Genomic DNA, 14,370 nt, shown 5'->3' with positions numbered 1-14,370 from the left:
ATCCGCAGTGGTTTGGGTGGGGGCTTTTTTATGGAAATCATCGACGTTGCGGGTTCAACCTCGAAAGTGGCAGGTGGGTAGGCTCGGACTTCAATTTTGCCTTGAGTCTTTTCGCCACGTCCAAGTCTCTAGTATTCGATGAGCCAAACAGCACATATTTCATGTTCGTGCTTTTGCCCACCTCGTTCAAACTCCGAACCGTAACGAAGGTTCGCACCCCCTCCAGCACAGGTATAGATTCTCTTCCAGGCAGATCTTTGAAACCGCGCCTCACCTCGGGTCGAATCAAAGGGTTCAGAATAACGCCACTGACAAACGCCCTGTCTTCACTAGCAGTGCGCTGACTCATCGATATTTTCTGAATGGCCAGGATTTCTCGCTTTCCGTTTTCCGGCTTTGCTTTCATCAATGCAAAAAAGCGAGGCTTGTTCGCTGCTGCCGAAGCATCTGATCCATCAATGCCCTTAGCGAAATCACGCATCCGCCCTGCTTGATTTGAAAGTTCTATCATCGACAGGCCCAACTCCGACTTTCCAGCAGTGGATGCACGATTCGCCAGGTCCAGGTACGTCTTGCGGTAGCCCTCCAATGCCTCAACAATTTCCTGCCCAGTCAAGGCGTACTCCGGATCACCCACTTCGAAAACGCGATATTCTTTGGTTTCTTCGTAGGTTCGCTTCGTCTTGTCATGGCGCTGCAACTGGAGAGACAACAGTCGAGTGTCAAGCAAGTGCTGTTTCCAGCCTTGGGTTGAAAGGTCAAGCTCATGGAACGATGCGTTGAATAATTCGTCACCTGCCAAACCGTTGTAGTCTCGCAACACCATTGGATTGTTTCGAACCATGGCATAGAAATTCAATCCATCAATCGTGCCCGCAGGATCTGGATTCAGCCAACGCTGCAACCACGGCACGTAATACCTGAACCCATAGTAATAAAGCCCCGTCGCGTCCCGTTCCTTACCCGAATATCGCACCGTTTTGTAGCTCACCTGCACCGCCTCGCCGTTCCACCATGCCATGCCGCCAAACGGGTAATACCTTTCCTGAGTGATGACGTTGGCGTGCTGATCCAGCTCCAGCGTGCTTGAGCCCAGATGATCCGTCAGGCAGTAGCGTTGCTGGTCGTTGCTGATCTCGGTCGGTCTTCCCGCCTCCCAGTGCAACACCCGCACGCTGCCGCGCCCGGTCGCCACGTTGATGACGTGCAGCACTTCACCGGTGCCGCTGTGGGTGCGGATTTCCAGGCCGGGCAAATACAGGGTTTCGATGATGTTCGTTTGGGCATTGGTTTGCAGCGAGCGGACTTTGCGCACGCGCAGGCCGTCGGCTCCGTAAATGTAATGCTCGCTGTCGTTTTCGGTATCACGCGCCACCGGGCGGACTTCGCACAATTGATTGCGCGCGTCCCAGCGCAACGTTTGCCCCGGTTGCAGCTTCAGCAGGTTGCCATTGGCGTCGAAACTGTCACGGAAGTCTTGTTCAGTCGGCTCGATACCCTCGCGCACCGGCAGGCAGCGGTTGCTGTGAGCATCGGCGACCAGACGATGGCCGTGGTTTTGCGGACCGACGTGGGTCAGTTCAAGCAGGTTGTTGCCGGCGTCATAACGGTAGGTCTGGCGGTAGTTGCCGGGCATGGCGGGATCCGCCGTCATTGCCGACGACGGGCCGTTTTTGACCGAGCCGGCCTCCCAGCCTGTGGCTGCGATCAATCGGTAAAGCGTGTCGTACCAAAAATGGCTGACCGGTTCGATACGCTGATTGGCGAAGTAGCGGATCGGCAGCGCGGCGTCTTCGATGCTTCGCACATTGCCGACCGGGTCGTAGCTGTAACGCAGATCCTGCAACGGCTCGTTCTGGCCGAGCCGGGATAACAGCCGTTGTAGACGCCCGTCCTCGGCGGCGTATTCAAGGGTGGTGATCACGCCATTGCCGGCGACTTCCCTTTCGACCTGGCCGTGAGCGTTGTAGGTGATGGCGCTGACCATTGGCAGGTGTTGAGTCGTGTTGCTCAGGCGCAAATCCACGGCGCGCAACTGTCCGTCCACAGTCTGGCTGAAGCGTTGTTCATTGCCTTGGGCATCGGTTCGGGATAGCAGGTCACCCGCTGGGTTGAAGCGTGAGTGCGTTGAAAACGACTGTGCGATGTCGGCGAGACGTCGCTCTTGCTCGAGAAGCGCAGCGGTCAATCCGTAGTCGTTGAACAGCAGAACACCGGCAAGGTCTGTGTGGCTGATCAGTTGGCTGCACTGGTTGTGGTCGGCGGAAACGGGATCGTTCGCGGCATAAGTCAGACGCTCTGCGCAAATCGCTTCGCCCTCCAACGCCTGCTCGAACAGCGCCGTCAATCGCAGTTGATTGTCGTAGTGCATCCAACGTTGCGAACCCCGGCTGTCCCAGGATTGAACCGGTTGGCCCGCCTCGCCGAACAAACTCACGCGCAGCCCGGCATCGACACTCAGGGTGCACAAGGCCGTGCCGGAGAGGCCATGAATCGTAACCAGATTGGCCGGTGCCGAAGCCATCTGGAACAACCGCGAATCCCACTGCGCAATCGCCCGCCCAGCGGGGTCATGAACCGTGCGATTGACCTGAGCTTCGGCGACCGCCTCCTCCGCGGCACGGTAATAATCCACCGAACGTAAGGCCAGACCACGCGGATCGATGGCAATCAGCTTTGGGGTATGGCGGTGCATGGCCGTTACTTGAGCATCCATGACAATTCATCTCGAAGAATGACGATCAGCTAATGCCTAAAACCCATACTTGGCTACTGTCAAAAGTTACAGCCGCGACTGTCGGCGCGATAAAAAGTCGATTTGCATTACGACAGATTCGCCTCCCCACTTGCGTAATTTCACCTAAACCCCAGCTTACTCACCAATATATTTGTGATCGAAATCTGTTTTATTCATTACCATTTTTTTGGGAACAGCAAATTGCGGCCTATAAAATACATTAAGAACTTCACCCAATTCACGCCCCTCCCTTAAAGACATGATTTTCTCCTGAGCCGCAGGACTTAGCAGTCTCACGTCGCGAATGATTCTACGCCCCAGCAACTCGATGGCATGTTCCGGACTAGACATCAATTCGGTAGGATCTTTGGCCACCTCTTGTTTTTTAAGTATTTCAACGTCAGTTTCAGAAAAATAGTCCGGATAATGATTTGTCTGACGTGATTCATAATCATGAATGTCGTTCAACTGCACATGAGCATACTGAACGTAGTGTGATTTATTTGCGTCAACCAGCTTCATTTGATATCGATGCCCTCCAAATCTACTTTTAACCTTTGCATCAGGAGCAACATCAAGTGAAAAATATACAAAATCGACACCACCCACATCATCAATATCACTCGGCTTGCTGTTGCCCTGATTAAATTTAATTCCTTTTTTCTGCAAGCTTTTACGCGACCTTAATACAACATCCCCTTTCTTATCCTGAGGGATTTCGTTTCCCGTAAAGTGAACTATGTAGCTATCCTTACCTGCTTCCACAAAATTATTAAGGAATGCCCTCTCGCTAGGCTCCAAGGGAATGTTTCTAGCTTCTATCAAATTATCCGCACTGATTTTCTGCATCATTTCCAATCCCCCCAACTCACGGCCTCGTCCCTCCACCTTGTCCAGCCACGCCCCCCAAAACTCGCCTTGCTGCATTGCCAAATAAGCCTGGTCCGCGCGACGTCGGGTTAGTCCGGAATGATCAATGAAGTTCAACGGATTGTTTCCGACAAAACAAAATTGATTAAGCCCATCGATAATTCCCGCCGGATCCGGACTCAACCACCGCTGCAACCAAGCCACGTAATACCGCAACCCATAGTAATAAAGCCCCGTCGCATCCCTCTCTTTCCCCGAATACCGAACCGTTTTACGACTCGCCTCTACCTCCCCCCTCCCGGCAAACCAGGCGGTAGTCCCGAACGGGTGATAACGCTCCTGGCTGATCACTTCGCCGTCGCTGTCGAGTTCCAGGGTGCAAGACCCCAAATGATCATTCAGGCAGAACCGGTATTGATCATTGGCGCTGTCCTTCGGCGGCACTGTTTCCCAGTGCAACACCCGCACGCTGCTGCGCCCGGCCTGGACGTTGATCACATGCAGCACTTCGCCGGTGCCGCTGTGGGTGCGGATTTCCAGGCCTGGTAAATAACGCACTTCAGCCAAAACCGTTCGAGCATTGGTTTGCGTCGAGCGGACTTTGCGCACGCGCATGCCGTCGGATCCGTAGCTGTAACCCTCACTGTCGTCTGGGGCACCGTTTCGTTCTACCGGCCGCACTTCGCACAACTGGTTATGCAGGTCCCAACTCAAGGTTTGTCCCGGTTGCAACGTCAGCAGGTTGCCGTTGGCGTCGAAGCCCCTGCGAAAATCCTCTTCGCCGGGTTCCACGCCCTCGACCACTGGCAGGCAACGGTTGCTAAAGGGCGCGGCGACCAGACGATGCCCATGCTTTTGCGGCCCCTCGTGGATAAGTTCCAACAGGTTGCCGCCCCGATCGTAGTGATAGCTCTGACAGTAATTGCCCCGTGGCGCGGGATCGTCGAAGGCCGAAAACTGTGGGCCTCTGTTCGCGCCGCCGGCCTCCCAGCCCGTCGCACGAATCAACTGATTGAGGCTGTCGTAGGCATATCCGTTGACCGGGTCGATACGCTGGTTGGCGAAGTAGCTAGTCGGTACGGCGTCGTCTTCGATGCGCAGCACGTTGCCCGTCGGGTCGTACTCATAATGGGAATCTTGCAGGACTTCGTTGCCGCGCCTGGCGTGCAAGCGAATCAGGCGAGCGTCTTCCGGGGCGTATTCGAGCGTGGTGATCACGCCGTTGCCCGCCACTTCCCGTTCGGTCTGGCCATGGGCGTTGTACTGGATGGCGCTGACCAGCGTTTTTGGCGTGGTGTCGCTGCGCAGTTGCAGTTGCACCTCGCGCAACTGGCCGGCGACGGTGTGGCTGAAAAGCTGACGGTTGCCTTGGGCGTCGGTCTGTTCAACAGCCTCGCCCAGTGGGTTGAAGCGTGAGCGAGTGGTCGCGCCAGATCCCGGTTCCAGCCAGGTATCGCGCTCGTCCACGTGTTCGGGCCAATCGGGGATTTCCAACGTACGCAGAAAGTGCCGGGTCTGCTCAAGCAGTCCACCGGTCAATCCGAACGTCGGGAACAGCAGCGTGCCTGCCCGGTCGTCATGACGGATCAGTCGGCCGCACTGGTTGTGATCGGCAGACGCCGGATCATTGGCTGCATAAGTCAGACGCTCTGCGCAAACCGCTTCGCCCCTCGCGGTTTGCTCGAACAGCGCGGTCAGGCGCAGTTGATTGTCATAGTGCATCCAGCGTTGCGACCCCCGACCATCCCAGGACTGAACCGGTTGATCTGCCTCGCCGAAAAGATTCACGCTCAAGCCGGCGTCGACACTGACGGTACTCAACGCAGTGTCGGACAGTGACAGGATGCTGCTGAGGTTCGCCGGTGCCGAAGCCTCCAGGAACAACCGCGGATCCCGCTGCGCAATCGCCCGCCCCGCCGGGTCATGAACCGTACGATTGACCCGAGCTTCGGCGACTTCCCCCTGCGCGGCGCGGTAATAATCCACCGAACGCACGGCCAGCCCCCGCGGTTCAACGACCGTCATGCTTGGGGTGTCGCGGTGCAGGAAAGCCAGCTGAGGCTGCATCAGGCGTCTTCATGTCGATTTGCACCAGCTAATGCTGAAAACCCATGCATGGCTACTGTCACAAATTACAGGCTCGACAAACGGTCGCCCTCACCACGCCCATCGCCAAGCACACCCGCCCTTAGGTAGGATGAGCCTCTCTCCTGCGAGGTTGTGCGACATGTTCATCGGCGTCCTGTTGGTCATCACCTGGCTGATCCTGTTGCTGCGCTACCCGTCCAAGGCCCTGCCCGTTTCGGTGGCGGCCGCCATCGGACTGGGGCTGGTGGCCACCTGGGTGGTCTGGCTGGACAATCGCGAGGTCAAGCAATTGGCGCGCCTTGAGTTGCGCATCACTTACGCGCCGGAGCACTGCCCGGCGGATCGCCCTTTGCTATTGAAGATGAACAACGGCAACGACGTGCCGCTGACCGAACTGCGCTGGCGCGTCGCAGCCTACGCGCCGGGCGATACGGTCAACCTCGCCGACAATCAATACGCTGCACCGCGTTATCGCGGCCCAGGCGAACTGCAAGCCGGGGCGAACTGGGAAGATTGCCTGCCCATGCCGCCGCTGCGTCCCGGTTATCGCCCGCAAACCCTGGAGTTTCGCGCCGAGCGTTTGCAGGGTAGTTTCTCCGACTGACCCCCACTCTTCCCTTTGCACAAGGACCGCGCCATGCCCGTTGCGTTGATTACCGGTTGTTCCAGCGGCATTGGCCGCGCTCTGGCGGATGCCTTTAAAGGTGCCGGTTATAAAGTCTGGGCCAGCGCCCGCAAGGCTGAAGACGTTGCCGCGTTGACGGCGGCCGGTTTCACCGCCGTGCAACTGGACGTCAACGATGGCGTGGCACTTGAAGCGTTGGCCGGGCAGATCAACCAGCAACATGGCGGCCTCGATGTGCTGATCAACAACGCCGGTTATGGCGCCATGGGGCCGCTGCTGGACGGCGGTGTGCCGGCCATGCAGCGGCAGTTCGAAACCAATGTGTTTGCGATTGTCGGTGTGACGCGCGCACTCTTCCCGGTGCTGCGCCGGGCCAAAGGGATAGTGGTGAATATCGGCAGCGTTTCCGGGGTTCTGGTCACGCCATTTGCCGGTGCTTACTGCGCCTCGAAAGCCGCAGTGCATGCCTTAAGCGATGCGTTGCGCATGGAACTGGCGCCGTTTGGTGTGCGGGTGATGGAGGTGCAACCGGGCGCCATCGCGTCCAGTTTTGCCAAGAATGCCGGGGCAGAGGCGGAGCAGTTGATCAGCGAACAGTCACCGTGGTTTCCGCTGCGTGAGGGCATTCGTGCGCGGGCCAAGGCGTCCCAGGACAACCCGACGCCGGCCAGTGAGTTTGCCGCCGGTTTGCTCAAGGCAGTGCAGCAGGACAAACCGCCGCGCCTGATTCGTTTGGGCAATGGCAGCCGGGCGTTGCCGCTGTTGGCGGGGTTGCTGCCCAAAGGGTTGCTGGAGTCGGGGTTGATGAAGCGGTTCGGGTTGAGTGGGCAGCTTTGAGACCGAGTTATCGTTCTTCGCGGGCAAGCCTCGCTCCTACAGGTTTTGCGCGAGCCCTGTAGGAGCGAGGCTTGCCCGCGAAAGCGTCAGATCAGACTCTGCAAAATCTTCAGGAAGTAACATGACCGACTACACCGAATACTTTGACGAAGTGATCCAGGCCCATGTCGCCATCGAGCAATGGCTGGCCGAAGAACGAAACGTCACCGAACTTGAACAATTGCTCGCCCGTTTTTCACCGCAGTTTTCCATGGTCTCGCCGTTGGGCCGAGTGCTGGATTTCGACGCGCTTGGCGAGTTGTTCCGGATGGCGGGCGGGAAGAAGCTCGGGTTCAGGATTGAGCTCAGCGAGTTGCGTGGCATTGCGCTGTCCGACAACGGCGCGACCGTGAGTTATCGCGAGCAGCAGACCGATGCGACCGGCCAGCAGACGGACCGGCGTTCGACGGTGGTGTTTGAGAAGCAGGCCGGTGGAAAGGTGGTTTGGCGGCATTTGCATGAGACGTTTTGCAAAGCCTGAGACCTAGTCGCCCCCATCGCCGGCAAGCCGGTCTCGCTCCCACATTGACCGCGTCCGAACGCTGATTCGTGCAACACCGCCAATCTACTGTGGGAGCGAGACCGGCTTGCCGGCGATGGGCGCGACTCGGTCTAACTATTGGTTAACCACCACCGTGCACGTAATCCCCGCCGCCAACAACACCCCATCCGGCACTTCATCAATGTGAATCCGCACCGGCACCCGCTGTGCCAGGCGCACCCAGTTGAACGTCGGGTTCACGTCCGCAATCAGCTCGCGGCTTTGCGGGTTATCGCGGTCGTAGATCCCGCGAGAAATACTCTCCACATGCCCCTTGAGCACTTCGCCGCTCATCAGTTGCATGTCGGCCTTATCGCCCACCCGCACGTGCGGCAGTTTGGTTTCTTCGAAGAAGCCGTAGACCCAGAACGAGTTCATATCGACCACGGCCATTTTCGCTTCGCCGATGCGTGCGTAGTCGCCGGGATGCACGTTGAGGTTGGTCACGTAACCGTCCACCGCCGCGCGCACTTCGGTGCGTTTGAGGTTCAGTTCGGCGGCTTCCAGTTGCGCTTGCGCGTGTTGGTAATCAGCAAGGGCCGAGTCTGCGATGTTGCTGGCGTCGTCGCGGTTTTCTTTGGAGATCACCAGGGCATCCATGTCGGCGCGGCGATGGGCGTTGACCTTGCGCATCTCCCACGTCGACTTGCGTGAAGCCACCAGTGCCTGCGCCTGTTTGACCGCGATGCGGTAGTGCTCGGGGTCGATGCGCATCAGCAGATCGCCCTTCTTCACCTGTTGGTTGTCGCGCACCGGCACTTCCACCACTTCACCGGTGACGTCGGCGGCGACGTTGATGATGTCGGCGCGCACCCGGCCGTCGCGGGTCCACGGCGTGTTCATGTAATGCACCCACAGGGTCCGGCCGATCCACAGCGCGAGGGCCAGCACCAGCAGAGTGGCGAGCAGGCTGAAAAGCTTTTTCATCAGAGCCTTCTTCAGAGATAGAGAGTCAGTGGTAGACAGTCAGCGCCAAAGCACCAAACAGACAGGTAAACAAACTCAGGCGCAGCAACGCCGGGTGCCAGAAAAAACGGTACAGATCGAACCCGGACAGGAACCTGTCCAGCGCCCAGGCCAGCACCGCGGCGATGAAAAACATCAGCGTCATGGTTGGCATGTACACGCCGTGGAAGGCGATTTCACGAGGCATGTTCAAGTCCTTGGGGCGAGGTCATTGCGTAGGCGGCAAGCGGTGATTGCGGGTCGAGTAATGAGGTGCGGATGAAATGCAGGTAGCTCTTCACCCGGCGCAACGCCGAGGTGTCGAAGTGCGGCGCGAAGGGCTCGTCGGTGGCTTGCACGCGGCTGATCGCATGATCGACCGCGATCAGGCAGCGCTGCAGATTGCTCTGGCCCGGTTGCAGAAACAGCCGCACCAGCGAACGGCCCATCACGCGGATGGCCTGGCGCCACGGCTGCGATTCGGCGTACGCCGGGTGCACCGGCAGAATCGCCTGTTCCTTACGCAACTCGATGATCGCGTGACCGACTTCCAGCACCACAAACATCCAGCGCAGCAAGTCCCGTTGCACCTGCGGCTGACCGGCGGCGAGGCCATAAGCCTGATGCAGCAAGTCCCGCGTGCGGCTTTCGAAACTCGACGCCAGGCCCTTCAGTTTGCCGCTGATCGCATACACCACTTGCCCGCGCAGATCCTGCTCCAACCGGCGCCATAACCAGCGACTGTTCGGCGGCAGGATGATTGCGCCGGCGGCGGCGCACACCAGCATGCCGAGCACCATGGCGATGTAGTCGTTGATGAAGGTGTAAGGGTTGTAGATGGTGAGGTTGTCCGGCACCGAACCGGTGCTGAAAAAGATCAGCAAACCGAGGCCGACACCGGCGTATTGCGGGCGCGAGGTCAGGAACGAACCGAGCACGATCACCGGCGCGAGCATCACGCACAGCAACGGAAAACCATCGATCCACGGGAAGATGAAAAACATCTCGACGAAGCCGATCAGCGCCCCCAGGAATGTGCCGCAGGCCATCTGGAACGCCATGCGTTTCGGGTTCGGCGTCGCCGCCGAAAGGCCCACGGTGGCGGCGGCAATCAGGGTCATCATCGCCCCGCTCGGCCACGCGGTGGCCACCCAGTAACTGCCCAGCACCACCAGAATAAACGCCGCGCGAATCCCCGAAGCGGCGGACGCCATCCAGTTGGTTTGCGGGGTGAAAGGCTCGTCCCACTGCTCCCGTTCATGGCTGTGGTCAGCCAGGGACGCGTGGGTCTGTGCATAACCGTGCAGGTCGTCGACGAAGCGATAAAGCAACTCATACGCGGTATGAAAATCGAGTTGCTCGGCGTCGCTTGGCTCGCTCTCCTGAAACGTCGCGCGCAGGCTGCGGACTCGCGCCGGCAGCGCTTCCTTGTAGGCGCTCAGCGCAATCACCAAACGTGCGGCGTCAGGGCTGGTCAACGCGCGACCACTGAAACCGTCGAGCACTTCCGCGAGGTCCTGCAAGCCCGGTTTGATTGCCGCGACCACATGATCGGCGCCACTGCTGCGCAAGCGTTCGAGCAGTTGGTGCAGGGCATTGAACCGCGTGGTGACGCCCATGAACTCGCTGTTCAAGCGACTGAGCCGACCGTTGCGCCGACGCATGTGCGGGTCTTCGAACACGGTGACGCTGCGCAGCCCTTCCAGGCCGACGGCCTCGGCGATGAAGCGCACGTTACTGGCTTCAAAAGCGTCCCGTTTGCTGCGACCGCGCAAGCCATCGGTGACGAACAAAGCGAACACACCGAAGCGCTGATACAAGGCGTTGCGCATCGCCGCGCTGGCGGTTTGCGGCAGGATCGCAGCGCTGACCAGTGTGGCGCAGAGAATCCCCAACGAGATTTCCAGCACGCGCCAGACCGCCGCCATGAACGCGCCTTCCGGGTGCGCCAGGGCCGGCAAGCCGACCATCGCGGCGGTGTACCCGGCCAGCACAAATCCGTAGGCGCGGAAGTTGCGAGAACGCGCCGCACCGGCCGAGCAGATGCCGACCCAGATCGCCAGCGAACCGAGGAACAACTCGGTGTTCTGTGCGAACAAGGCAATCAGCGCGACCATCACCGCTGACCCGGTCAGCGTGCCAAGGAAGCGATAAAAACTCTTGGCGAACACCTGGCCGCTTTGCGGCTGCATGACGATGAACACGGTGATCATCGCCGTGCGCGGTTGCGGCAATTCCAGACGCATGGCCAGCCACAGGGTCAGGAACGCGGCGAACAGCACCTTGAAAATGTAGACCCAGGTCACGCCGTCGCTGCGTGCCCAGTCAAAGAAACCCCGGCGCCATTCAAGGGAATACAGCCAGCGCAGCGGTGCGGGCAAGGGAGTCATGAAATCCTGCTTAATTCAGTCTGACCGGAGACCTGTAGGAGTGAGCCTGCTCGCGATAGCGGTCTGACATTCAACATCGATGTCGACTGACACTCCCTCATCGCGAGCAGGCTCGCTCCCACAGGTTTTGTGTTCAACGCAAAAGAACCGGGGTTTTCGGTGCAGCGGTCTGGCTGTCTTTGGGCACATCGTTACCCGCACCGAGCCCGCCACCGAGCGCCGTCACCAGTTCGGCATGAGCACTCAGCCGCGCAGCCTGAACCTGTTGCTGAACCTGCTGCTGTTTGAACAACAAGGTCTGGGCATTGAGCACGTTGAGGTAATCGGTAAGCCCGCGTTGATAAGCGATCATCGCGATGTCGTAAGTCTTCTGCGCGGTGGCCACGGATTCGGCGGCGAAGGTTTGCTGCTTGTCCATGGACTCGCGGCGGATCAACTGGTCGGAGATGTTTTTCAGCGCATTGACCAGCGTCTGGTTGTACTTGGCCACGGCGATGTCATAACCGGCCGAGGCTTCCCCCAACTCGGCGCGCAACCGGCCACCGTCGAAGATCGGCAACGAGATCGCCGGGCCGACGCTGTAGTTGAGTTTCTTGCCGGTCAAAAACTCCAGCGCACCGCCGCCGGTGGCCATGTAGCCGAGGCTGCCGACCAGATCGACGTTGGGGTAGAAACCCGCGTGGGCCACATCGATGCCCCGCGCCTGAGCCGCCACTTGCCAGCGGCTGGCGACCACGTCCGGACGCTGGCCGAGCAATTGCGCCGGCAGCGACGATGGCAGTTTCAGCGCAGTGCCCAATGCCAGCGTGGGTCGCTGCAACTGCGCACCGTCGCCCGGGCCTTTGCCTGCGAGTGCGGCAAGCTGGTTGCGGCTGAGGGCGATTTCTTCGTCCAGCGCATCGAGCTGGCGATGGGTTTCCGGCAGCGGCGTTTCGGCCTGGCTGACTTCGAAGTGGGTGCCGATGCCGCCGTTCAAGCGCTTCTGTGCGAGGTCGAGAATTTGCTGCTGCTGTTGCAGGGTCGCGGCGACGATGTCCCGTTGCGCGTAATGCAGCGACAGTTCGATGTAGGCGCGAACGATGTTGTTCTGCAGTTCGAGCTGGGCCAGACGCGCTTCGGCGGCGCTCATGTGCGCCATGTCGACGGCGCGCTCGGTGGCGTTGCTTTCACGGCCCCAGAGGTCGAGGGCGTAGCTGAAGCCCAGCGCGGCGTTGTTGTCCCACGTCGTCGCATTGGCCAGCTCGCCCGGCCCGTAGAACTGATCGGTGGGCCAGTTGTGGCGCTTGAGGGTGGACCCGCCATTGATCTGCAGCGACTCGGCAGACTCGGCGATGCCCGCCATGGATTTGGCCTGACGCACCCGCGCCGCCGCCATGGCCATGGTCGGGCTGCCTTGCAGGGCGATGTCGATCCAGCGGTTCAGTTGCGGGTCGCTGTAGGCTTGCCACCATTGCGCGGTGGGCCAGTGAGCGTCCTGCGCGGCGCTCTGGATGGCGTCGTCGGTGGCCAGTGAATTGGCCTCCAGTGCCTTGCCCTGCGGGGCAATACCTGCGGTTCCGATGCAGCCGCTGATTGCCAGGGTTAAAGTCAAAACACTGAGCGTCTGAAGCGCTCTGCTGATGCGACGCGGCACTGCTGCGATTTCCCGAGAAAGTGGACTGGATCCCGTAGGAGCGAAGCTTGCTCGCGAAGAACGATAACGCGGTCCATCTGTTAAACCGCGTTATCGTTCTTCGCGAGCAAGCTTCGCTCCTACAAGGAACGGCGCAATTCTAGGGGGCGGGTTTGATGGCGATAAGCTGGGATTCCTGTGAATCTTTGTTACCGTTAACGCGATAATCCCTTGGTCGGGGTCTCAGACTCTGAAACTTCGTGTCACAATTTGCCATCGCACCCGAGAGCACCCCATGGACACTTTGCAAAACATGCGCGCCTTCAGCTACGTGGCCGAGGCCGGCAGCTTCACCGCCGCCGCCGTGCAACTCGACACCACCACGGCCAACGTCTCGCGCGCGGTCTCCAACCTGGAAGCCCACCTGCAAACCCGCCTGCTCAACCGCACCACTCGTCGCATCGCCCTGACCGAGGCCGGCAAGCGCTACCTGTTGCGCTGCGAGCAGATCCTGGCGTACGTCGAAGAGGCCGAAGCCGAGGCCAGCGATGCCCACGCGCGCCCGGCCGGGCAACTCAAGGTGCACACCATGACCGGCATCGGTCAGCACTTCGTGATCGACGCCATCGCCCGCTACCGCAAGACGCACCCCGACGTGACCTTCGACCTGACCATGGCCAACCGCGTGCCGGACTTGCTCGACGAGGGCTACGACGTGTCCATCGTCCTAGCCAGCGAACTGCCGGACTCGGGCTTCGTCTCCCAGCGTCTGGGCATCACCTACAGCATCGTTTGCGCCTCCCCGGCCTACGTGAAAGCCAACGGCTGCGCACACAAGCCCAGCGACTTGCTGAACCACGCGTGCCTGCGCCTGGTGAGCCCGGTGATTCCGCTGGAGAAATGGAATTTCGACGGCCCGGAAGGCCAGGAAATGGTCACCATCAACAGCTCGCCGTTTCTGGTGAACTCCGCCGATGCGATGAAAACCGCGATCATCAGCGGCATGGGCGTCGGCGTATTGCCGGTGTATGCAGCGATCGAAGGCTTGCGCAACGGCACGCTGGTGCGGGTGATGCCGAACTACCGCTCGCAGGAACTGAATCTGTATGCGATCTATCCGTCGCGGCAGTATCTGGATGCGAAGATCAAAACCTGGGTCGAGTATCTGCGCGGGTCGTTGCCAGAGATATTGGCAGCGCATCAGGCGGAACTGGCGGCGTATGAGTTGAGCGGGAGCCTGGGTGGCGCGCGATTGGCGAATTGATCCCCCTTGTGGGAGCGGGCTTGCTCGCTCCCACAAAGGGCGTGGTGTCCTAGGATGTTTCCGACGCGTTCTGTCGGTTGTCGGGTGGGAAGCGAGATGGGTAGGCTTTGGGTGTCGCTAGCATTTCAGCGACCGGGTCTGGAAAACCCGAAGTAGAGGATCACCGCACATGACATAATGCGGCGCTTTTTCAGCGCTGTACGTTGAGTTATGGCGGCTGTACGTGGGAGACCTTCGGGTCTGCCGGGTTTGATCCTCCTCGGTTTTTCCAGCTTGCGTACAGCTGCCACCCTTTGTCTGGAAAACGAAAAGTGGCAGCTCCCAGTCTCTAAGGATCTTTGCCATGAAAAAGCCCTCACCCAATCCGCCAGATGCGGAAGTCACCTCCCCCCAAAACTCATTCACCCTGAAAGCCTTGATCC

11 protein-coding genes are annotated in these 14,370 nt (G+C 59.6%); 4 read left to right on the top strand and 7 right to left on the bottom strand.

Annotated features, from left to right (window positions below; translation table 11 throughout):
- Positions 1-37 precede the first annotated feature (37 nt).
- Positions 38-2,716, bottom strand: coding sequence for an RHS repeat domain-containing protein (locus KGB27_RS12920; RefSeq protein WP_223554758.1), 2,679 nt, complete (start codon positions 2,714-2,716; stop codon positions 38-40).
- A gap of 156 nt (positions 2,717-2,872) precedes the next feature.
- Positions 2,873-5,674, bottom strand: a complete 2,802-nt coding sequence (locus KGB27_RS12915; protein WP_223554756.1) for an RHS repeat domain-containing protein — start codon at positions 5,672-5,674, stop codon at positions 2,873-2,875.
- 160 nt (positions 5,675-5,834) lie between these two features.
- On the opposite strand from KGB27_RS12915, the gene KGB27_RS12910 reads away from it, so the two are divergent.
- The 3 genes from KGB27_RS12910 to KGB27_RS12900 all read left to right on the top strand — a co-directional run bounded on the left by KGB27_RS12910 (position 5,835) and on the right by KGB27_RS12900 (position 7,677).
- Positions 5,835-6,299 carry a hypothetical protein gene (locus tag KGB27_RS12910; protein WP_008044486.1) on the top strand — a complete coding sequence of 155 codons (465 nt, stop codon included), beginning with the start codon at positions 5,835-5,837 and terminating at the stop codon, positions 6,297-6,299.
- Between the two features lie 33 nt (positions 6,300-6,332).
- On the top strand, positions 6,333-7,157 hold the full coding sequence (locus KGB27_RS12905; protein WP_008044485.1) for an SDR family oxidoreductase: 825 nt from the start codon (positions 6,333-6,335) through the stop codon (positions 7,155-7,157).
- 121 nt (positions 7,158-7,278) lie between these two features.
- Positions 7,279-7,677 (top strand): DUF4440 domain-containing protein, encoded by a 399-nt coding sequence (locus KGB27_RS12900; RefSeq protein WP_223554754.1) that lies wholly within the window; start codon positions 7,279-7,281, stop codon positions 7,675-7,677.
- 135 nt (positions 7,678-7,812) lie between these two features.
- On the opposite strand, the gene KGB27_RS12895 is transcribed toward KGB27_RS12900, so the two are convergent.
- The 4 genes from KGB27_RS12895 to KGB27_RS12880 all read right to left on the bottom strand — a co-directional run bounded on the left by KGB27_RS12895 (position 7,813) and on the right by KGB27_RS12880 (position 12,705).
- Positions 7,813-8,664, bottom strand: coding sequence for an HlyD family secretion protein (locus KGB27_RS12895; RefSeq protein WP_223554752.1), 852 nt, complete (start codon positions 8,662-8,664; stop codon positions 7,813-7,815).
- 25 nt (positions 8,665-8,689) lie between these two features.
- Positions 8,690-8,890, bottom strand: coding sequence for a DUF1656 domain-containing protein (locus tag KGB27_RS12890; protein WP_008025348.1), 201 nt, complete (start codon positions 8,888-8,890; stop codon positions 8,690-8,692).
- Positions 8,880-11,072: an FUSC family protein gene (locus KGB27_RS12885; RefSeq protein ID WP_223554749.1), complete on the bottom strand. Its 2,193-nt coding sequence runs from the start codon at positions 11,070-11,072 to the stop codon at positions 8,880-8,882. The genes KGB27_RS12890 and KGB27_RS12885 overlap by 11 nt, the downstream gene beginning before the upstream one ends.
- 133 nt (positions 11,073-11,205) lie before the next feature.
- A complete protein-coding gene (locus tag KGB27_RS12880) occupies positions 11,206-12,705 on the bottom strand; it encodes an efflux transporter outer membrane subunit (RefSeq protein WP_223554747.1) in 1,500 nt (499 codons plus the stop codon).
- Positions 12,706-12,979: 274 nt separating this feature from the next.
- On the opposite strand from KGB27_RS12880, the gene KGB27_RS12875 reads away from it, so the two are divergent.
- Complete coding sequence (locus KGB27_RS12875) at positions 12,980-13,948, top strand: LysR family transcriptional regulator (protein ID WP_008025343.1); 969 nt, start codon at positions 12,980-12,982, stop codon at positions 13,946-13,948.
- Between the two features lie 117 nt (positions 13,949-14,065).
- Here the strand turns inward: KGB27_RS12875 and KGB27_RS12870 are convergent.
- A partial coding sequence (locus tag KGB27_RS12870) for a hypothetical protein (protein WP_223554745.1) occupies positions 14,066-14,370 on the bottom strand: 305 nt, incomplete at its 5' end.

Origin of the sequence: Pseudomonas sp. BF-R-01, from assembly GCF_019946615.1 — a bacterium.
GTDB classification, from domain to species: domain Bacteria; phylum Pseudomonadota; class Gammaproteobacteria; order Pseudomonadales; family Pseudomonadaceae; genus Aquipseudomonas; species Aquipseudomonas migulae.
Note: the sequence above shows the minus strand (reverse complement) of the source record. Positions and strands in the feature narration are given on the sequence as shown.

Excerpts from the sequence above, each read along its gene's own strand:
- KGB27_RS12910 (WP_008044486.1), top strand. The coding sequence starts at position 5,835 with ATGTTCATCGGCGTCCTGTTGGTCATCACCTGGCTGATCCTGTTGCTG.
- KGB27_RS12885 (WP_223554749.1), bottom strand. The coding sequence starts at position 11,072 with ATGACTCCCTTGCCCGCACCGCTGCGCTGGCTGTATTCCCTTGAATGG.
- KGB27_RS12875 (WP_008025343.1), top strand. The coding sequence starts at position 12,980 with ATGGACACTTTGCAAAACATGCGCGCCTTCAGCTACGTGGCCGAGGCC.
- KGB27_RS12920 (WP_223554758.1), bottom strand. The coding sequence starts at position 2,716 with ATGGATGCTCAAGTAACGGCCATGCACCGCCATACCCCAAAGCTGATT.
- KGB27_RS12905 (WP_008044485.1), top strand. The coding sequence starts at position 6,333 with ATGCCCGTTGCGTTGATTACCGGTTGTTCCAGCGGCATTGGCCGCGCT.
- KGB27_RS12890 (WP_008025348.1), bottom strand. The coding sequence starts at position 8,890 with ATGCCTCGTGAAATCGCCTTCCACGGCGTGTACATGCCAACCATGACG.
- KGB27_RS12900 (WP_223554754.1), top strand. The coding sequence starts at position 7,279 with ATGACCGACTACACCGAATACTTTGACGAAGTGATCCAGGCCCATGTC.
- KGB27_RS12895 (WP_223554752.1), bottom strand. The coding sequence starts at position 8,664 with ATGAAAAAGCTTTTCAGCCTGCTCGCCACTCTGCTGGTGCTGGCCCTC.
- KGB27_RS12915 (WP_223554756.1), bottom strand. The coding sequence starts at position 5,674 with ATGCAGCCTCAGCTGGCTTTCCTGCACCGCGACACCCCAAGCATGACG.